Origin of the sequence: Croceitalea vernalis (assembly GCF_031846405.1) — a bacterium.
Lineage (GTDB): Bacteria > Bacteroidota > Bacteroidia > Flavobacteriales > Flavobacteriaceae > Croceitalea > Croceitalea vernalis.
Window position 1 is genome coordinate 540,268 of sequence record NZ_JAVRHU010000003.1, and the last position, 20,186, is coordinate 560,453.

General features: G+C 35.1%; 15 protein-coding genes. 11 read left to right on the top strand and 4 right to left on the bottom strand.

What is annotated here, in order from left to right:
* Nucleotides 1-45: 45 nt before the first annotated feature.
* The gene (locus tag RM520_RS12875) at nucleotides 46-621 is read left to right on the top strand and encodes a DUF4136 domain-containing protein (protein WP_311388267.1); all 576 of its coding nucleotides are present in this window, start codon (nucleotides 46-48) and stop codon (nucleotides 619-621) included.
* Nucleotides 622-694: 73 nt separating this feature from the next.
* On the opposite strand, the gene RM520_RS12880 is transcribed toward RM520_RS12875, so the two are convergent.
* Nucleotides 695-1,162, bottom strand: coding sequence for an Lrp/AsnC family transcriptional regulator (locus RM520_RS12880; protein ID WP_311386080.1), 468 nt, complete (start codon nucleotides 1,160-1,162; stop codon nucleotides 695-697).
* A 146-nt stretch (nucleotides 1,163-1,308) separates the two neighbouring features.
* Here RM520_RS12880 and RM520_RS12885 point away from each other — a divergent pair, with 146 nt between their 5' ends.
* The gene (locus RM520_RS12885) at nucleotides 1,309-1,770 is read left to right on the top strand and encodes a DUF3291 domain-containing protein (RefSeq protein WP_311388268.1); all 462 of its coding nucleotides are present in this window, start codon (nucleotides 1,309-1,311) and stop codon (nucleotides 1,768-1,770) included.
* Nucleotides 1,771-1,820: 50 nt separating this feature from the next.
* Nucleotides 1,821-3,584, top strand: a complete 1,764-nt coding sequence (locus tag RM520_RS12890; protein ID WP_311388269.1) for an aromatic amino acid hydroxylase — start codon at nucleotides 1,821-1,823, stop codon at nucleotides 3,582-3,584.
* Here the strand turns inward: RM520_RS12890 and RM520_RS12895 are convergent.
* Both RM520_RS12895 and alaS read right to left on the bottom strand, forming a co-directional pair.
* Nucleotides 3,552-4,181 (bottom strand): DUF4230 domain-containing protein, encoded by a 630-nt coding sequence (locus tag RM520_RS12895; protein ID WP_311388270.1) that lies wholly within the window; start codon nucleotides 4,179-4,181, stop codon nucleotides 3,552-3,554. The two genes, RM520_RS12890 and RM520_RS12895, sit on opposite strands and share 33 nt — an antisense overlap.
* Complete coding sequence (gene alaS, locus RM520_RS12900; RefSeq protein ID WP_311388271.1) at nucleotides 4,182-6,797, bottom strand: alanine--tRNA ligase; 2,616 nt, start codon at nucleotides 6,795-6,797, stop codon at nucleotides 4,182-4,184.
* Between the two features lie 104 nt (nucleotides 6,798-6,901).
* Between alaS and RM520_RS12905 the strand changes: the two genes are divergently transcribed.
* From RM520_RS12905 to pbpC, 8 genes are all read left to right on the top strand, one after another.
* Nucleotides 6,902-7,879 carry a M23 family metallopeptidase gene (locus RM520_RS12905; RefSeq protein WP_311386085.1) on the top strand — a complete coding sequence of 326 codons (978 nt, stop codon included), beginning with the start codon at nucleotides 6,902-6,904 and terminating at the stop codon, nucleotides 7,877-7,879.
* Entirely contained in the window at nucleotides 7,879-8,208 is a 330-nt protein-coding gene (locus tag RM520_RS12910) for a MerR family transcriptional regulator (RefSeq protein WP_311386086.1), read from the top strand. Before RM520_RS12905 ends, RM520_RS12910 begins: the two co-directional genes overlap by 1 nt.
* A gap of 87 nt (nucleotides 8,209-8,295) precedes the next feature.
* Complete coding sequence (locus RM520_RS12915; protein ID WP_311388272.1) at nucleotides 8,296-8,895, top strand: LemA family protein; 600 nt, start codon at nucleotides 8,296-8,298, stop codon at nucleotides 8,893-8,895.
* A gap of 2 nt (nucleotides 8,896-8,897) precedes the next feature.
* Nucleotides 8,898-9,335: a TPM domain-containing protein gene (locus tag RM520_RS12920; RefSeq protein WP_311388273.1), complete on the top strand. Its 438-nt coding sequence runs from the start codon at nucleotides 8,898-8,900 to the stop codon at nucleotides 9,333-9,335.
* On the top strand, nucleotides 9,316-10,119 hold the full coding sequence (locus RM520_RS12925) for a TPM domain-containing protein (protein ID WP_311388274.1): 804 nt from the start codon (nucleotides 9,316-9,318) through the stop codon (nucleotides 10,117-10,119). The genes RM520_RS12920 and RM520_RS12925 overlap by 20 nt, the downstream gene beginning before the upstream one ends.
* A 71-nt stretch (nucleotides 10,120-10,190) precedes the next feature.
* A complete protein-coding gene (locus RM520_RS12930; protein WP_311388275.1) occupies nucleotides 10,191-10,640 on the top strand; it encodes a hypothetical protein in 450 nt (149 codons plus the stop codon).
* Nucleotides 10,641-10,813: 173 nt separating this feature from the next.
* On the top strand, nucleotides 10,814-16,372 hold the full coding sequence (locus RM520_RS12935) for an alpha-2-macroglobulin family protein (RefSeq protein ID WP_311388276.1): 5,559 nt from the start codon (nucleotides 10,814-10,816) through the stop codon (nucleotides 16,370-16,372).
* Nucleotides 16,373-16,452: 80 nt separating this feature from the next.
* Entirely contained in the window at nucleotides 16,453-18,804 is a 2,352-nt protein-coding gene (gene pbpC, locus RM520_RS12940) for a penicillin-binding protein 1C (RefSeq protein ID WP_311388277.1), read from the top strand.
* A gap of 3 nt (nucleotides 18,805-18,807) precedes the next feature.
* On the opposite strand, the gene der is transcribed toward pbpC, so the two are convergent.
* Nucleotides 18,808-20,109 (bottom strand): ribosome biogenesis GTPase Der, encoded by a 1,302-nt coding sequence (der, locus tag RM520_RS12945; protein ID WP_311386093.1) that lies wholly within the window; start codon nucleotides 20,107-20,109, stop codon nucleotides 18,808-18,810.
* Nucleotides 20,110-20,186: the final 77 nt, after the last annotated feature.

The window sequence follows — 20,186 nt, forward strand, 5'->3', positions numbered from 1 at the left end:
CTCTAAAGAGCATAAAGTTCTGGTTTAACTCAAAATAAAATTGTTATGAAAAAATGGAAATTATTTGTTTTACCCTTAATAGCGCTGGTGTTTTTAAGTTCATGTGTTTCGGTTCGTGTATTAGCTGATTATGATAAAGAGGCTAATTTTAATACCTACAAAACATATGCCTTCTACAAAACCGGAATTGACAAAGCTCAAATTTCAGATTTAGATAAAAAACGTATTTTAAGAGCAATTGACACTGAAATGACTTCACGTGGTTTTTCAAAATCGCAAGACCCAGATTTACTAGTTAGCATATTTACCAAGGAACGTGAGCAAGTTGACGTATACAACAACAACTTTGGTTGGGGTGGTTACGGTTGGGGACCTGGTTGGGGTTGGGGTTGGGGCCCTGGATTTGGTTGGGGCGGTAATTTTGGCCCTAATGTTTCAACTAGAACCGAAGGATCACTTTTCATTGACCTTATTGACAATAAGAATAAAGAATTGGTTTGGCAAGGTCGTGGTGTTGGCACTTTGAATAACACAAAGAATATTGAAAAGAAGGAAGAAAGAATCAAAGAATTTGTTTCTCAAATATTAGAAGCTTATCCACCTTCTATAGTCGCAAGATAATTTCAAGCAGCGAAGTAATTAGTAAGCCTTTTTAAGTGTTTATCGCAAATAAGCTTAATTACTTCGCTGTTTATTATAATAATGGAAAAGCAATTTCGTCTTTAACCTCTTTTAGCACAAAAGCACTTTTCACAGCGCCAATATTTGGTAAAGAGGCGATTTTGGTTTTAGCAAATGTATAGTAAGCATCAAGATTTTTTACAATAACCTTTAGTAAAAAATCAAACTCACCACCAACAACAAAACATTCAACCACCTCAGGAAACTGATTAACCAACTCTAAAAAATCATCCATCATCGCTCCCTTTTGAACCTCTAAGGATATAAAACTAAATACCGTTATACTACTCTCCACTTTTTCTTTATTGATGATGGCAGCATATTTTTTAATAAAACCTTCTTGCTCTAATCTTTTGATGCGTTCGTAAACCGGGGTTTTAGTTAAACCCAACTGTTCTGCAATAGTTTTTGCAATAGTTTTTGAATCGTTTTCTAAGATTTTTAATATCGCTCTATCGGTATCATCCAAATCTGAATACATATTTTTTCCTCTTTACCTAAACAATTTACAGTCAAAATAACACTTTTTCCTTTAAAATATTTACAAAATAGTGAATATTACTGTTTTTTATATTTAAAACAACTATTTAAACTTTTCATCTTAACTTTATAAGAAATATGCCTTTAATGAAATATCATTTAGCACAAGCGAATATTGCTCGTTTTAATGCAAGCCTTGATAGCCCTATCATGAAAGAATTCGTTGATTTTTTAGAGCCCGTTAATAAATTTGCTGAAGAAAGTAATGGATTTGTATGGCGCTTGAAAGACGATGCAGGAAGATCCGCAAGTTACATCGAATCTCCTTTTAAAGATGAAATGATGGCTGTGAATATAAGCGTTTGGAAAGATCTTGATTCTTTTAAAGCTTTTGTTTACGGTACGGTACATTCTTATTTTTTAAAAAACAAAAAGAAGTGGTTTGATATTAAAGGGCCTTCCCAATTTGTAATGTGGTGGTTACCTGTAAATGAATTACCAAGTTTACAAATGGCTAAAAACAAGCTTGAAGAATTAGAGCTTAATGGCGATACAGCTTCAGCTTTTTCAATGAAACAGTTATTTAATGCCCAAGGAGAAGTCATTTAAAAAGTGTCGACTAAAAAATTAGAATCATTAGAATAAAGAAGTATTGATTTATGGAAACTACATACCAAAGCAATCCTATTTTAGATAAATTACCACCGCATTTACGACAATATATAAAACCTCAAAATTATGAAGATTACACAGCAATAGACCAAGCTGTTTGGCGCTATGTAATGAGAAAAAATGTGGATTACCTCAGTAAAGTTGCACACCAATCGTATATTGAAGGCCTCCAAAAAACAGGTGTTGACATAGACAACATTCCGAACATGTACGGAATGAACAGAATACTCAAAGAAATTGGTTGGGCAGCAGTAGCTGTTGATGGGTTTATTCCCCCATCCGCTTTTATGGAGTTTCAAGCATTTAACGTTTTAGTAATTGCTTCAGATATTCGGCAATTAGAAAATATTGAATATACCCCTGCTCCGGATATTATCCATGAAGGAGCAGGCCATGCACCAATTATTGCTAACCCGGAATATGCAGAATACTTAAGACGTTTTGGAGAAATTGGCTGTAAAGCAATTTCAAGCGCCAAGGATTATGAGCTTTATGAAGCCGTACGTCATTTATCAATCATCAAAGAAGCTGAAGGCACCCCAGATGATGAAATTGAAAAAGCAGAAAAACATATTGAATTTCTTCAAGAAAATATGGGTGAGCCTAGCGAAATGGCATTAATCAGAAATTTACATTGGTGGACTGTCGAATATGGCCTCATAGGAACAATAGAGAAACCGCAACTTTATGGCGCTGGTCTTTTATCATCAATTGGCGAAAGTGCATGGTGTATGACCGATGATGTAAAAAAGAAGCCATACACCTTGGATGCAACCTATATAGGTTTTGATATTACCAAACCTCAACCACAACTATTTGTTACGCCTGATTTTGCTCATTTAAGTCAAGTTCTTGAAGACTTTGCAAATAGCATGGCTCTTAGAACAGGAGGTTTAAGAGGCTTAAAAAAAGTAGTACATTCAAAAGCATTAGGGACGATAGAACTGAGTACAGGAATTCAAATTTCAGGGATTTTTGATAACCTTATAGCATATGATGGCAAACCGATTTACCTTAGAACCTTTGGACCAACAGCATTAGCTTATCGAGAAAAAGAACTAGTAGGCCACGGCACTAATAATCACCCAAATGGATTTGGCTCACCAATTGGAAAATTAAAAGGTATAAATCTCGCTATAGAGGACATGGGACCGCGCGATTTGAAAGCTTACAATATTTTTGAAGGTGAGCAGGTGACTCTAGAATTTGAAGGTGGAGTAATTGTGACTGGTGAAATTATTACCGGAACGCGAAATTTAAAAGGAGAAATCGTATTGATTACTTTCAAAGATTGTCGCGTAACGCATGATGACACTGTATTATTTTTACCAGAATGGGGGTTGTACCATATGGCGGTTGGCGAACATATCACTTCCGCGTTTAACGGACCCGCTGATTTAAGCAGTTTTGATTTGATTAGTCATGAAATAAGCAATACACCAAAAAAAAACAAAAAAAGTAAAGAAAAAACTGTCTTAGAAAATTACTATCAACAAGTTCGTGATTACCGTAATGGAATCAACAGTACAATTTCACGAAACAAAGTATTTCAAGAAGTGAGTAAAACGTTTCCGAATGATTGGTTATTATCAATTGAGTTGTATGAGTTAGCCAAATCTACCAACGAAAATAATCTCGCAAATAATATTTTAAAACATTTAGAGCAGGTAAAACAGAATACCCCAAAGATTGGGCAATTAATTGATGACGGTTTGGCTTTAGTCAATCAAAGCGTTACCGCTCAGGTTTAAATCATTTATTTCAATAATTGGTGATTGATTATTGTGAAACAGTTTCCATCCTAGAGAATTAGTCAATGCTAAAAACTTTGAAAGCTCACTTAAAAGCCGATTTTCTGCATTGCTTATCAAAGAAGATTGTTCTATTTTTTTAAGAAGCGATGTATTAACGTTACGTTTGATTTTATTGTAATCTTTGGCGTCAAATTGATTTAGATAGTCCGCAGTAACATCGTAATATTCAAAATCTGGATTTATTTTAATCTCAGGTTGAGGTATATCTTTAATATACAACGTCTTTGATTCTTGATCAATCTCAAAATTTATTTTACTTAAATCATAGGCAATTAAGACCTCGGCGTTTACCACTACTAAGGCCTTTTTATCTGCAGTAATCAATGGCCCAAAAAGCTCCTTGGAATCTGCGTAATTGTAAACCTCGGCAAAATGACCCTCGGTCACAATTAGTTTTGAAACATTTTTAATTTGCTGCTCAATTAGCATTGAATTCTCTTGCAGGTTGGATTTCTGTTTTGAATCATCAGTGCATGACTTATAAATCAAAACCGAAGCCAATGTCATTACTACACCTACAAGAACTTTTTTCATCTATTTTAAATAGTCTTTAACCTTTTCTAATGCTTCAGGTATACCAGCTGGGTTTTTACCCCCTGCTGTTGCAAAGAAGGGCTGTCCGCCGCCGCCGCCTTGAATATATTTACCCAATTCTCGAACTATAGTACCAGCATTTAAATTACGTTCAAAAGCCAGTTCTTTTGAGATATAGCATGATAATATAGCCTTACCATCTTTTTCAGAAGCTAAAAGCAAGAAAAGGTCTTGTTTATTATTCCCTATCTCAAACGAAAGGTCTTTTATACCCGCAGCGTCTAAATCAACCTTCGTTGCTAAAAATTTAACTTCATTAATAGTAGTCAATTCACTTAGTAATTCGGATTTAAGTCCTTTGGCTTTATCTTTTAATAATAACTCAACCTGTTTTTTTAATTGTGAATTTTCATCTTGTAAAGCCGTAACTGCTTTTACAGGTTCTTTAGTGTTATTCAACAAATCTTTTATTTCGAAAAGTGTTCTGTTGTTTTTAAAATAAAAGTCTTTTACCGCATCCGAGGTGATGGCTTCTATTCTTCTTATTCCTGCAGCAACTGCTCCCTCAGAAGTAATTTTAAAATGCCAAATATCACCTGTGTTTTTAACATGAGTGCCTCCACATAACTCAATAGACTGTCCGAAACGTACGGTGCGCACAGTATCACCATACTTTTCTCCAAAAAGCGCCATAGCCCCCTGTGCAAGCGCTTCTTTAACAGGTATATTGCGACCTTCTTCAAAAGGTAATTGTCCTTCAATACGTGCATTGACAAAATTCTCAACTTCTCTCAATTCTTCTATAGTCAATTTAGAAAAATGCGAAAAATCAAAACGTAGATATTTTGAATGTACAGCGGAGCCCTTTTGCTCCACATGCTCTCCAAGAACTTCTCTTAGCGCTTGATGTAATAAATGAGTGGCAGTATGATTGCTTGCTGTACGTTGGCGTTGTTTTGCATCTACAACGGCTTTAAAATGGTCTGAAATATGATTTGGAAGACTTTCAGAAAAATGAACAATTTCATTATTTTCTTTTTTAGTATCAGTAATGTAAATTACATCACCATTTGAAGCTTCTAAATACCCTTTATCACCAACTTGCCCACCTCCTTCAGCATAAAAGGGCGTCAAATTAAAGACTAATTGATATTGATCACCTTCTTTTTTGCTAGTTACTTTTCTATACTTGACAAGCTTCACTGTAGCTTCTAAACTGTCATATCCGATAAATTCTTGTTCAGCATCTTCAGTTAAAACCGTCCAATCTTCTTTTGAGGTTTCAGAAGCTGCTCTAGACCTATCTTTTTGAGCCTTTAAAGCCTTTTCAAATCCGTCGACATCTAATTCATATCCGCGCTCTTCAAGAATCAATGAAGTTAAATCTATTGGAAAACCAAAAGTATCATACAATTCAAAAGCTTTAGAGCCATCAATTGTCTTAGTTTTTGCTGATTTAATGACAGAGTCAAGCAAGATTAATCCTTGTTCTAAGGTGCTTAAAAATGAGGCCTCCTCCTCTTTAATTACATTTTCAATTAATTGGTATTGTTGTTTTAATTCTGGGAAAGCTTGCCCCATTGATTCTCCTAAGACCTTTACCAATCTATATATAAATGGCTTTTTAGTATCTAAAAATGTAAAACCATACCTAATAGCTCTTCTTAAAATTCTTCGAATAACATAGCCCGCTCCAGTATTGCTTGGTAATTGTCCGTCAGCAATTGAAAACGCAACTGCTCTAACGTGATCGGCTATTACTCGTACGGCAATATCAATTTCTTGATCTTTACCATAATCTGCCCCGGTTATGGTTTCAATTTCTCTAATTAAAGGGGTGAAAACATCAGTATCATAATTTGATTTTACATCTTGCAAAACCATACATAGACGTTCAAAGCCCATCCCTGTATCAATATGCTTATTAGGCAAATCTTCCAAACTTCCATTGGCTTTACGATTGTATTGCATAAATACAAGATTCCAAATTTCAACCACTAATGGATGGTCTTGATTCACTAATGAAGCACCTGATATTTTTGCTTTTTCCTCTTTTGAGCGAATATCTACATGTATTTCTGAACAAGGGCCACAAGGACCTTGATCCCCCATTTCCCAGAAATTATCCTTTTTGTCACCCATGATTATGCGATCCGCTGGTACAATACCCTTCCACAAATCAAAAGCTTCTTGGTCCATTTTAAGATTATCAGCATCATCACTGCCTTCAAAAACGGATACGTATAGACTGTTTTTATCTATTCCATAGACTTCCGTTAAAAGCTCCCATGCCCAATGAATTGCCTCTTTTTTAAAGTAATCCCCAAAACTCCAATTACCTAGCATCTCAAACATCGTATGGTGATAAGTATCTTTACCTACTTCTTCCAAATCATTATGCTTGCCACTAACGCGTAGGCATTTTTGAGTATCGGTAACTCTTTTTGATTTAGCCTTAGAATTTCCGAGAAAAAATTCTTTAAACTGGTTCATACCAGCATTGGCAAACATTAAAGTAGGGTCATTCTTCATGACCATTGGTGCTGATTGAACAATCTTATGTTCTTTTGATTTAAAAAAGTTTAAAAACTGTTCTCTAACCTTTTGAGATGTCATCTTGGGAGTTAAGCTTTAATTAATTTTAGCAGAATAAACAAAACAATTTTTATATTTGTTTGTTACCTTAAAACGAATGACCAAAAATAGGATAATTTCACTTCATGTCTAAAGTAAAATACTATTACGATCCAGATACGCTCTCTTATAGAAAGATTGAGCCGAAAAAATCGAAACGGTATCGCAATGTGTTGTTCTTTTTATTAGGCGCATCTCTTTTTGGTTTTTTAGGCCTTCTCTTTTTACTAAATACCAATTTAGTTAATACACCAAAAGAGCTTTCTTTACAAAGAGAGGTTTCTAATTATGAACTACAATATGAAATATTGGATAAAAAAATGGAACAGATTGAAAATGTTCTAGCCAATATTCAAGATCGTGATAACAATATTTATCGTCTTTATTTTGAAGCCAATCCTATACCGGAAGAACAACGGAAAGCTGGTTTTGGTGGAGTTAATCGATACAAATCACTCGAAGGTTTCAACAATTCTGAAATTATTATTGATGCCACCAAAAGGTTAGATATCATTCAGAAACAAATGGTGATTCAATCAAAATCTTTAGATGAGATTGCTATTCTTGCAGAGGAAAAAGAAAAGTTTCTTGAAGCTATTCCTGCTATACAACCTGTTCGCAATGAAGATTTGACTAGAATGGCATCGGGATTTGGATGGCGTACTGATCCTTTTTTAAAAACGAGAAAAATGCATCGCGGGATGGATTTTACAGCACCAAGAGGTACACCAGTTTATGCCTCAGGTAACGGCAAGGTAACCAGGGCTGATAACAATTCTTCTGGTTTTGGCAAACACATACGAATAGATCATGGCTACGGATATTTGACCGTATATGCTCACTTAAGCAAGTACAATGTAAGTAAAGGTCAAAAAGTTAAGCGTGGCGATTTGATAGGTTTTGTAGGCAATACCGGACGTTCTGAAGCACCACATCTACATTACGAAGTTTGGAAAGATAAGGAACGAATAAATCCAATTAATTTCTATTATGGAAGTTTATCTCCACAAGAGTTTGAGAACATGCTCAAATTTGCTACACAAGAAAATCAATCTCTAGATTAATGCACATAGACCTTCCTGAAAAGCGCTATTATGGTATTGGTGAAGTTGCTAAGGCTTTTGATGTAAATACATCTTTAATCCGATTTTGGGAAAAAGAATTCGATGTTTTACAACCCAAAAAAAACGCTAAAGGAAATCGAAAATTCACTCCGGAAGATATTAAAAACCTAAAACTAATTCATCATTTAGTTAAAGAAAGAGGTTTTACTTTAGAAGGAGCCAAAACTCACCTGAAGGAAGAAAAGCACAAAACATTATCAAATTTTGATGTTATTGAAAAACTTCAAAAAGTACGTGCTGAATTGGTAAAAATCAAAGAAAACCTTTGAAGTATTCTTTCATAGGTTGTAACAAAATCTATTTTTTTCTGACCAATTAATAACTATAATCCAGATAAACACTTAAAACCTTAGAAAATGAAAAAATTATTAATTCCATTGGTAATTATTGGTGTCCTAATTTTTGTTTTAGGAAGTTGGTATGTAAATACAAATAACAGTCTTGTAGACATGAAGGGCCAAGCAACAAAACAATGGGCTAACGTAGAAAGCTCTTATCAAAGAAGAGGTGATTTAATAGGCAACTTAGTTAAAACCGTTCAAGGAGCAGCTGATTTTGAAAGAGGGACGTTAAAAGATGTTATTGAGGCTCGTTCAAAAGCAACTTCAACAACCATTGATGCCAATAATCTAACTCCTGAAAAACTTGCCGCTTTTCAACAGGCACAATCAGGATTATCATCCGCATTATCTCGGCTTCTAGTCACTGTGGAACGTTATCCAGATTTAAAGGCTAATAAGAACTTTTTAGAACTACAATCGCAATTAGAAGGAACTGAAAATAGAATAAACGTTGAACGTAATCGATTTAATGATTTAGCAGGAGATTATAATATTGCTATTGAAAAAATTCCAACTAATTTCATTGCAAATATTGCAGGTTTTGATGCATTAGCGTTGTTTAGTTCTGACCCAGGTTCAGAGAATGCTCCTGACGTAGAATTCGATTTTAATTAAAGATGTCAAAAGTAGAAGATTTTCTTACCGTTGATGAAGAGCAAGAAATTGTTAGGGCAATATTAAAAGCTGAAAAGAATACTTCTGGTGAAATCCGGGTGCATATTGAAGCATCATCAAAAATAGACCATTTTAGCCGGGCCCAACAAGTTTTTCATTTTCTAAAAATGGATAACACAAAAGATGAAAATGGAGTATTGCTGTATGTTGCTGTTCATGACAAAAAATTTGTTATTTATGGTGACAAAGGTATCGACAGAGCCGTGCCTAAAGGCTTTTGGGAGTCAACAAAAACCATTATTGCTAGCCATTTCAAGAAGGATGCATTTAAAGATGGTATTGTTGAGGGTGTTTTAACTGCTGGTAAAGAATTAGAGGCACATTTTCCATGGAATCATAATGACACAAATGAACTGAGCGATGCAATTTCAAAGGGTTAGTTTTCTTATCTCCTTTTTATTTATCTCACTTGCATGGGGCCAATTCACGGTACCTGAAAAACCCAAAAAACAAACTAGTGTTTACGATTATGTAAACCTACTTTCAAGCTCTCAAAAATCTTCGTTAGAGCAAAAGTTAGTTCAATATTCTGATAGTACCTCTACTCAAATAGTTATTGCTGTAATAAGCTCTACAAAAGGAGAAGATATCAATTACATAGGTGCCAAATGGGGGCAAAAATGGGGTATTGGCAAGGCAGACGAAGATAATGGTGTGTTAATTCTATTAGCGAAAGATGATAGAAAAATTGCAATAAGTACTGGATATGGTGTGGAAGAGTATCTCACAGATTTCAGAAGTAAACGAATTATAGAATCTGTGATTATACCAGAATTCAAACTTGGAAATTATTATAATGGACTCAATAAAGGAACAGACGCCATATTTCAGGTGCTGACAGGTCAATTTAGCGAAGAACGAAACTTTAACAATCAAGGTTTTTCTTTTAAAGCATTTTTACCCTTTATAATTTTCTTTGTTATCCTACTGATTTTGGCGAGTAGAAAAGGCCAAGGGGGCGGTAAAAACAACCGTGGAGGACGTAATGGCGGTGGACTAGATATATGGGACATTATTATTCTCAGCAATATGGGGCGCGGTGGTTACAAAGGCGGTTCCTCTGGAGGTGGTTTTGGAAGCGGTGGAAGTTTTGGTGGTGGAGGCTTTGGTGGTGGCTTTGGCGGTGGCGGCTTTGGCGGTGGTGGGGCATCTGGCGGTTGGTAGCATCATACAAAGTGAATTTCTTCCAAAAATTAAGCAACCCTTAGACAATTTAGAATCTTACAATAAAACACATGCTCTTAAAACAACTTGTAGCTAGCTTCATTTTTTTATGTGCAACCTGTTGTCCTGAAGATGATTGCGCTGCAGTTTCATGCCTAGGGCCACCAGTTTTGGCATTCAATATAGAACAGGACAACGCTAATGTTTTTATAACTGAAATCTATACGCTTGAAGACATTTCCATTACAGGAGATAATGCCAATGACTTTTTGATAGGTCTTTCCACTTTCAATTCTGAAAATACAGACGCCATATTGGTTTTAGAATACTATAACTGGTCAACAGGTACTTTCCAAAATAATCTTGTGCTAGAAAACAACATCATAATTCCACTTGTTATTGAGATAGAACTGTCTGAATCTGGCGGTTGTTGTGGTGGCATCCCTAGATTAAAAAGTCTTGAAATCAACGGTATTCTACAAGAAAACAATACTGGACTTTACAACATTACCCTAGACTAAACCGGTCTGAACAACCTTCACAAATTATTCTTAATGTATAGTCTGTAGACAAAATAACTGCGTAATTACTAAGAGTTAAACACTCAAAAACCCCATTTTCAGTGAACTGCCTGCCTTAATTTTAAGTTATCTTGCAATGGTAGTATATATGTTTAATCTTAATCACTGCAATAATGAGTCGTTATATAAAAGTCTTTATTATAACATTGTTTGTCTTTTTTAATTCTTGTAAACAAAAGAATCAAACCAACACTACGGATAATCTATTTAAATTCAAAGATTATATAAGCTCACATACTCAGGGTCAACAAAGTATTGGTACTTCAATAAAAATTCTATTAGCAAATCCTTTGGAGCAATTTGAGTTGGCTCAGGAGATACCCACAGATTACTTAAAAATTAATCCTAAAGTTGAGGGTAAACTGGTTATTGAAAATGGAAGAGAACTTAGCTTTCAACCTTTAGAACTTTTAAAACCAGATACTGAATATACAGTCACTTTATTATTGAATAAACTTGTAGAAGATGTACCCTCAGAATTTAATCGTTATAATTTTTCTTTCAAAACAATCACCCCAAACATTAAAGTAAACCTGAGAAACCTTCAGTCTTATAGTAAAGAATGGCAATATCTTGAAGGAGTTCTTGACGCTTCAGATTTAGTTAGTACTAAAGAAGTTAAAACCATAATATCTGCTAAAAAAGAGAATTCCTCTTTAAAAATAAAATGGGATGAAGCTTCAAACGTTGCAAATTATTTCAGTTTCAGAATTGACAGTATCCCAAGGGGTATTAATGATGAATCTATCACGATTAGTTGGTCAGGTAAAGCTATTGGAGCTGAAAATGAAGGGTCTGAGAAGTATGTCATTCCTGGATTGAACAAATTTGTGATTCTTGATGCTAAAACATCTATTGCTCCTAACGCGGCATTAACCCTAAACTTTTCTGAGCCTCTTAAACAAAATCAAAATCTAAACGGATTAATAACTATTGAAAATGCAGAAAACCTACGGTATGAAATAGATGGAAACGTTTTAAAAGTTTATCCATCCAATAGGATCTTAGGACAAGTACGAGTCAAAGCTTTTGAAGGAATAAAAAGTGCCTATGGGTTTTCTCTTAAATCTACTTTTTCTGAACTGGTTTCTTTTGAACAATTAAAACCTAACGTTCGGTTAATTTCAAAAGGCACCATACTACCAGACGCAACCTCCACACCTATTTATTTTGAGACAGTTAATCTTAATGCGGTGGAAGTACGTGTAATTGAAATATTTGAAGACAATGTGTTACAATTTTTACAAAACAACGATTTAACTCAAAGCTATAATTCTGATTTAAGACCCGTAGGAAGAAGGGTGGCTTACAAAGTAATTCCACTTATTGAAAGCAATGATGAAAATAATAGCTATTGGAAAGCACATGCTTTAGACCTTTCAGAGCTAATAAAAGTCAGTCCCGGTTCCTTATATCGAATTGAGTTGAGCTTTAAAAAAGAACATACTTCTTACGCTTGTGATTCTGAAATTAAAAAAGAAGAAGAGTCTTCAATTTCCCTTGAGCAAAATCAAAGTGAACTTGATTTAGAAGAGCGCTATTGGGATAACCAGATTTATTATTGGCGAAATTATAATTATAATTGGGAAGAACAAGAAAACCCTTGTCATTCAGCTTATTACAATCCTGATAGAATAGCTTTTACCAACCTTTTGGGAAGTAATTTGGGACTTATTGTAAAAAAAGGAAATAATAAATCTTATCATTTTGCAGCTACTAATTTACTAACCGCTAAACCAGAACCAAACACAAAAATTAGCTTGTATAATTATCAACAACAGGCAATTGCAGAGGTTTTTACTGATGTCAAAGGTTTCGCTATTTACGATGGTGAAAAAAATATTGCTTTCGCGGTAGCGGAAAATCAAAATAACTTCGCTTACGCTAAGCTGGCAGATGGTAATGCTATATCAATGAGTAAATTTGATATTTCAGGTGAGCAATTACAGAAAGGGCTTCAGGGGTTTTTATACACGGATAGAGGTGTGCATAGACCTGGCGATATGGTACATTTGACCTTTGTTTTAGATGACAAGGGTAATCCCTTACCAACAAATCACCCTGTTACACTAGAAGTATCTGATGCCCGTGGGAAACTTGTACAACGAACCGTACTAAAAACGGAAAGCGCCCAAATATCTGAAGGAATATATGCTAAAAAAGAAGGTAGTTTTTACTATTTCCCTATACCAACGGAAATAGCTGCACCGACAGGAAATTGGAATGCAAAAATAATAGTAGGAGGGGCAACATTTAATAAAAGCATCAAAATTGCAACAGTCAAACCTAACCGCCTGAAAGTTGCGATTACTTTTGACGAAGAAGTTCTAAAAGCAAATGAATCCAACACCGGCAAAGTAAATGTAAAATGGTTGCATGGTGCTCCTGCTCGGAATTTAAAAATAGATATCAACACCAAGCTCAGAGCTATTTCAACTTCTTTTGCTTCGCATAAAGAATTTACTTTTCTAGACCCCGTACGCACTTTTAACGAAACGGAAATTCAGTTTTTAAATTCAGATTTAGATGCTGAGGGTAACCTAAAAATCAATAAAAAAATACCTGTCAACTCAAACGCCCCAGGCATGTTAGAGGCCACTTTTACTACTAAAGTTTTCGAAGGTGGTGGCGATTTTTCAATTGATGTTTTTTCTAAAAAGCTAGCACCTTATACTCATTTTGTTGGATTAAAATCTCCTAAAGCTCGACAATACGGATCTTACTTAACCGACGAAAATACCGAGTTTGATGTGGTTACCTTAAATGCAAATGAAAACCCCGCTCCAAATAGAAAACTAACTGTTCAGATTTTTAAAATAGAGTGGCGATGGTGGTGGAATCGAGGTCGTGATAATCTCTCACGTTATGAAAACGCGACTGTTCATCGCCCATTTAAAGAAATGAGTGTTACTACAGCTGCCAATGGAAAAGGTAATTTTAAAATAAACATACCTGATAATGAAGGAGGGCGATTCTTAATTCGCGTTATCGATGAAGTTAGTGGTCATGCCACTGGGCGTGTTGCATACTTTTACCGGAATTGGTGGAAAAGACCAGCCTCAGGGGATACTGAAAGCTCCAAAATATTAATTTTCTCTGCCGATAAAGAAGAATATAACACTGGAGAAAATGCCATTATCACTTTTCCTTCCGATGCTGGTAGCCGAGCTCTATTGAGTATTGAGAATGGCTCCGAAGTTTTATCGCAACAATGGATAGAAACTTCAAGTAAAGAAACCGTGGCAACCGTTCCTATTACGGAAGAAATGGCCCCTAACATTTATATCAATATTTCTTTATTACAACCGCATAATCAAGCCACCAATGATCTACCAATTAGACTTTATGGAGTAGTACCATTATTAGTTACAAATAAAGCAACTGTTCTAGAACCTCAATTAGAATTACCTTCTGCACTTGAGCCCGAAAAATCATTTACGGTAAAGGTTTCTGAAGCCAATAAAAAACCTATGACCTATACTCTAGCAATAGTTGATGAAGGCTTGTTAGATTTAACCCGATTTAGAACTCCTGATATCCATAGTTCATTTTATGCACGCCAAGCTTTAGGTGTAAAGACCTTTGATATTTTCGATGATGTGATGGGTGCCTACTCATTAAGTGTTGACAATATATACGCAATTGGTGGCGGGGGAATCGCTAACGGAGCAAAAAATAGGAAAGCACAACGTTTTAAACCTGTCGTGACTTATTTGGGGCCTTTTAACCTAAAACCGGGAGAACAAGCAAAACACGATGTTTTAATGCCAAATTATATTGGCTCTGTTCGTACTATGCTTATTGCGGGAAATGAGTCAAGTGCCTATGGTAATTACGAAAAGTCTACTCCTGTTCGAAAGCCTTTAATGGTATTAACATCTTTACCGCGCAAGCTCACACCTAGTGAAACTGTAACTATACCGGTTACTGTATTTGCCATGGAAAAGAAGGTGAAAAATGTAAAAGTTAGCATTGAAACTGGTAGCGCCCTTGAGCCTATAAATGGTTCTTCTAAGAATATTACGTTTAGTGCGATCGGAGAACAAATCGTAAATTTCAAATTCAAAGTAAAACCTTCATCTAAGTTTCAAACTATAAAAGTTAGTGCATCTGGGGCTGGTGAAAATGCTAGTGAGGTCCTTGAAATTGACATTGAAAACCCCAATCCAATTACGTCAAAAAGTAAACTATTTACAATTGGAAAAAATGAATCAGATACGATTTCATTTGAGCCTTTTGGAACTTCTGGAACTAACACCGCATTTTTAGAATTCTCTACATTGCCTCCAATGGATTTTTCAAAAAGAATGGAATACCTGCTTCAATATCCGCATGGTTGTGTTGAACAAACAACCTCAGCGGTATTTCCCCAGCTATTTTTATCTGAAATTTTGGACATTACTTATGATAAAAAACAGATTATTCAAAAGAACATAAAGGCCGGAATTAGAAAATTAAGTGATTTTCAAGCTCCTAACGGTGGATTAAGTTATTGGCCCGGTTACAGTAATACTGATGACTGGGGAACCTCTTACGCCGGACATTTTATGCTTGAAGCAAGAAATAAAGGGTATCAACTGCCATTAACCTTTTTGAGTAATTGGCTACGTTATCAAAAAGATGCAGCTAGACAATGGAGCAGAACTAGTGCTTCATATAACAACGATTTAACTCAGGCTTATAGACTGTATACATTAGCTCTAGCTCAGCAGCCAGAATTAGCAGCCATGAATCGTCTTCGGGAGTCAAAAAATATGAGTAATGAAGCAAAATGGAGACTTGCAGCAGCTTATGTTATGGTTGGAAAAAAAGAAGTAGCTGAACTACTTGTAAAAACTGCTAATGTCAACTTTAAAGCTAACAATTACGATTATTACACCTATGGGTCAGTTTTTAGAAATAGAGCCATGGCTTTAGAGACCTTAGTACTTCTTGAAAGTCCTAAACAACGTGATTTGGCTATTTCATTGGCCAAAAATCTTTCTTCTCAACGTTGGTATAGCACCCAAGAAACGGCTTATGCATTATTATCCATGGCTAAAATGGTTATGAAGAATGGTGGAAAATCAATAGCATTAAATTACACTCATAACGGTCAAAAAATTAATGTGAAGTCAGACCGTGCTATTGCCCAACGAAATATTAGCATTAACAATAATGTAGAGCATATTAAAATTCAAAATAATCAAAATAACATCATCTATACTACTTTGACGCAATCAGGAAAATTACCTGTTGGTAAAGAATTGGCGCAGCAGCAAAAACTTAATTTAAAGGTTCAGTATTTAGATCCACTTTCGAAATTAATAAATATATCCTCGATTAAACAAGGGACAGAATTTGAAGCAAAAATTACTGTTTTTAATGCTACAGACGATGCTATTAATAATATTGCACTAACTCAAATTGTACCTAGCGGTTGGGAAATTATAGATACTTCATATGCAAATGTTGGTAACAGCAATACTAAGAAAACAGATTACATTGACACACGTGATGATAGAACCAATTTATATTTTGGTTTAAAGGCTAGAAAAGCGAAGGTTTTTCATATTAAATTGAATGCTTCCTTTCTAGGGGAGTATTATTTACCAGGTAGTCAAGCTGAAGCTATGTATGATAATACTGCTATTGCAAGAACTAAAGGACAATGGGTTAAAGTTGTTCAATAATATTTAATTAAAGGGACTAGTTGATTTTTTTAATCAATATGCATACGCCTAGATTAAAGAAATGAAATCTATATTGAATTTTGAAGAAACCACTTTATAAACATAAAATAAAGTTCAGTATTTTACTGATTTTCATTATTCTATGGCTGTTTTGTTTACCTAAATCACTTTTTAGCGACCCAATATCAACAGTTGTAGAAAGTTCGAATGGAACCTTAATTGGCGCTCGTATTGCGGAAGATGGTCAATGGCGTTTTCCACAATTAGATAGTGTTCCTGAGAAATTTAAGCAATCTGTATTATTATTTGAAGATGAGCATTTCTACAATCATCCTGGCTTTAATCCTGTTTCAATTTTAAAAGCAATCAAACACAATCTAACTAAAGATACGCGTAGGGGAGGAAGTACTATAACTCAACAAGTAATCAGGTTAAGCAGAAAAAATAAAACACGTAATTATCTTGAAAAAGTAATTGAAGTTTTTTTAGCAACGCGTTTAGAAGCCGGATTTTCTAAAGATGAAATTTTAACGCTATATGCAAGCTATACTCCCTATGGAGGTAATGTGGTTGGATTAGAAACAGCTTCATGGCGCTATTTTGGCATACCTGCTTACGAATTAAGCTGGGGGCAAGCTGCATCACTTGCCGTTTTGCCCAATGCACCATCGTTAATATTTCCGGGTAGAAATGAACAAGCGCTATTATTAAAGCGAAATAGATTACTAAAAAAGCTATTTCAAAAAGATAAAATTGATGAAATCACTTATGAATTAGCCGTAGCGGAACCATTACCAAAAAAGCCATTACCCCTACCTAATATTGCTCCTCATTTAACGGAACGGGCTAAAAAAGAACATGGTGGCGAACGTGTAAGTAGTTCTTTAGATTATAATTTACAACAACAGGTAAATCGTATTGCAAACCAAAATTACCAACGATTAAAAAATAATGAAATACACAATTTAGCCATACTAGTAATGGATGTCAGTTCTAGAAAAATACTGGCATATTTAGGAAATTCACCCACTTCAAAAGAGCATGATAATTATGTTGATATTTTAACCAAAAAAAGAAGTACAGGTAGCACTCTTAAACCCTTTTTGTTTGCATCGCTATTGCATGAAGGTCGGTTATTACCTAAAGCATTGGTGGAAGATATACCAACGGTAATAAATGGCTATAACCCTAAAAATTTCAACAAGAACTATTCTGGTGCGGTACCTGCTGACCGTGCTTTATCACGATCATTAAATGTGCCTGCAGTGAGGTTATTACAAGAGTACGGACTTCAAAAATTTTACAATAACCTAAATGATTTACAATTTAAGGGCTTAGATAAATCTGCAGGATATTATGGCTTGCCTATCATTTTAGGCGGAGCAGAAAGCTCTTTAATTGAACTTACCCAATCCTACGCATCTTTGGCCTCCACTTTGAATTATTTTAATACAAATTCTAGTGTTTACCGTTCTAATGAATTTCAATCTGCCTCCTATCTTTTGAACGAACAAATTAATTTCGGTAAGGACCAGTTTCAAGCCCCAGTATTAAATGCTGGTTCTATATACCATACTTTTAAAGCAATGCAAGAAGTAAACAGACCTGAGGGTGAAGAAAATTGGCAATTCTTTGATGAATCACAGCCGATTGCCTGGAAAACCGGAACAAGTTTTGGGTTTAAAGATGCCTGGGCCGTCGGAGTCACACCTGAATATGCGATTGGTATTTGGGCCGGTAATGCTGATGGTGAAGGTAGACCAGGATTAACTGGAATTACTGCCGCTGCGCCCATTTTATTTGATGTGCTTCAAATATTACCAAAAAGCAATTGGTTTGAGATACCGTTTGATGATTTAAAGCCCTTAGAAGTTTGTATTAAAAGTGGCTATAGAGCCTCCATTTATTGTGATCATAAAACTGAAAATCAAATGCCAATAAACGGATTAAAAAGTAAAACATGTCCTTTTCATGAACAATTAGCGTTAGATCAAAATGAAGTTTTTCAGGTGACCGCTAATTGCTATCCGTTAGAAAATATCAAATTTAAAAGTTGGTTTTCGCTACCTCCAGTGATTGAGTATTACTATGCCACCGCAAATCCAGATTATCAAAAAAAACCCGTTTATTCGAATGATTGTAATACCTATATAAAAACTCCAATGGCGTTTTTGTATCCCAAGAAAAATGAAATCATTCTAGTACCAAAAAACCTAGGAAACAAAACAAGTGAAATCATATTAAAACTTGCCCATCAACAACCAAACAGTGAAGTGTTTTGGTATTTGGATGACACTTTTATTAACACCACTAGCAGTTTTCACGAACTTATTATAAATATAAAACCTGGAAACTATTTACTCAGTGTAGTCGATGATAAAGGTAATCGCATTCAGCAGCAATTAAAAGTTGATTTGGCCTCCAAAAATTAATAACTATTTTTTTCGCATAAAAACAGTCATGGGCACTCCAGTAAAATCAAACTGCTTTCTTAATTGATTTTCAAGAAACCGCTTATAAGGTTCGCGCACGTACTGTGGCAAGTTACAAAAGAATGCAAATTGCGGATACGGCGTGGGCAGTTGAGTACAGAATTTAATTTTCACGAATTTCCCTTTATATGCTGGTGGTTGGTGATTTTGAATTATAGGTAACATAATGTCGTTCAATTTTCGAGTAACGATCTTCTTTGAACGATTTTTATAAACCTCAACTGCAGTCTCAATAGCCTTAAAAATTCTTTGTTTATTTAAAACAGAAATAAATAGGATTGGAACATCAACAAAAGGCTCCATAGCTTCTCGTATTTTCTTTTCAAAATCACGAACAGAGTTGGTTTCTTTTTCAACTAAATCCCATTTATTGACTAATATCACAATGCCCTTGTGATTACGTTGTGCAAGCCAAAATATATTCTGTACTTGACCATCAAATCCGCGAGTGGCGTCTAATAATAATATGCAGACATCTGCATGTTCAATCGCTCGCACTGAGCGCATTACAGAATAAAATTCTAAATCTTCTTTTACTTTTGCTTTTCTGCGAATACCAGCAGTATCCACTAAATTAAACTCAAACCCAAAACGATTGTATTTAGTATCAATACTATCTCTTGTTGTACCTGCTATATCTGTTACAATATATCTTTCTTCCCCAATTAAGGCATTAATGAATGAAGATTTACCGGCGTTTGGGCGACCTACTACAGCAAATCTTGGTAATTCATCTACTTTCTCCTCAATTTCTGGCAATACCTTTACTAGAGCATCTAAGAGTTCTCCTGTGCCACCGCCATTAATACTTGAAAGGGTATAATACTCTCCTAAACCTAAGGAATAAAACTCTACCGCATCTGCTTCTCTTTGACCATTATCAACTTTGTTTATTGCCAAAAAAACTGGTTTATCTACCCGGCGTAACAATTTAGCTACATCTTCATCCATTCCAGTAACCCCAGATTCAACATCAACCATAAAAATTATGGCATCAGCCTCATCAATTGCAAGCTCAACTTGTTTGTCAATTTCTTTTTCAAAAATGTCGTCGCTTCCAACAACATAGCCACCTGTATCAATAACAGAAAACTCTCGCCCATTCCAATCTGTTTTTCCATAGTGACGGTCTCTAGTTACTCCACTAACAGCATCAACAATGGCTTCTCTTCTTTGAATCAAACGATTAAAAAAAGTTGATTTTCCAACATTTGGCCTTCCAACAATGGCAACAATAGCGCCCATCTAGTTATTTTTTTGCAAAAGTACCACTTATTTACCAAGAAAGGACCTAACTGCCTTGTACCAGAATTAATTAAAAA

What these genes read in the sequence shown, in the direction of transcription:
- RM520_RS12875 (WP_311388267.1), top strand. Translation starts at nt 46, where the DNA reads ATGAAAAAATGGAAATTATTTGTTTTACCCTTAATAGCGCTGGTGTTT.
- RM520_RS12880 (WP_311386080.1), bottom strand. Translation starts at nt 1,162, where the DNA reads ATGTATTCAGATTTGGATGATACCGATAGAGCGATATTAAAAATCTTA.
- RM520_RS12885 (WP_311388268.1), top strand. Translation starts at nt 1,309, where the DNA reads ATGAAATATCATTTAGCACAAGCGAATATTGCTCGTTTTAATGCAAGC.
- RM520_RS12890 (WP_311388269.1), top strand. Translation starts at nt 1,821, where the DNA reads ATGGAAACTACATACCAAAGCAATCCTATTTTAGATAAATTACCACCG.
- RM520_RS12895 (WP_311388270.1), bottom strand. Translation starts at nt 4,181, where the DNA reads ATGAAAAAAGTTCTTGTAGGTGTAGTAATGACATTGGCTTCGGTTTTG.
- alaS (WP_311388271.1), bottom strand. Translation starts at nt 6,797, where the DNA reads ATGACATCTCAAAAGGTTAGAGAACAGTTTTTAAACTTTTTTAAATCA.
- RM520_RS12905 (WP_311386085.1), top strand. Translation starts at nt 6,902, where the DNA reads ATGTCTAAAGTAAAATACTATTACGATCCAGATACGCTCTCTTATAGA.
- RM520_RS12910 (WP_311386086.1), top strand. Translation starts at nt 7,879, where the DNA reads ATGCACATAGACCTTCCTGAAAAGCGCTATTATGGTATTGGTGAAGTT.
- RM520_RS12915 (WP_311388272.1), top strand. Translation starts at nt 8,296, where the DNA reads ATGAAAAAATTATTAATTCCATTGGTAATTATTGGTGTCCTAATTTTT.
- RM520_RS12920 (WP_311388273.1), top strand. Translation starts at nt 8,898, where the DNA reads ATGTCAAAAGTAGAAGATTTTCTTACCGTTGATGAAGAGCAAGAAATT.
- RM520_RS12925 (WP_311388274.1), top strand. Translation starts at nt 9,316, where the DNA reads ATGCAATTTCAAAGGGTTAGTTTTCTTATCTCCTTTTTATTTATCTCA.
- RM520_RS12930 (WP_311388275.1), top strand. Translation starts at nt 10,191, where the DNA reads ATGCTCTTAAAACAACTTGTAGCTAGCTTCATTTTTTTATGTGCAACC.
- RM520_RS12935 (WP_311388276.1), top strand. Translation starts at nt 10,814, where the DNA reads ATGAGTCGTTATATAAAAGTCTTTATTATAACATTGTTTGTCTTTTTT.
- der (WP_311386093.1), bottom strand. Translation starts at nt 20,109, where the DNA reads ATGGGCGCTATTGTTGCCATTGTTGGAAGGCCAAATGTTGGAAAATCA.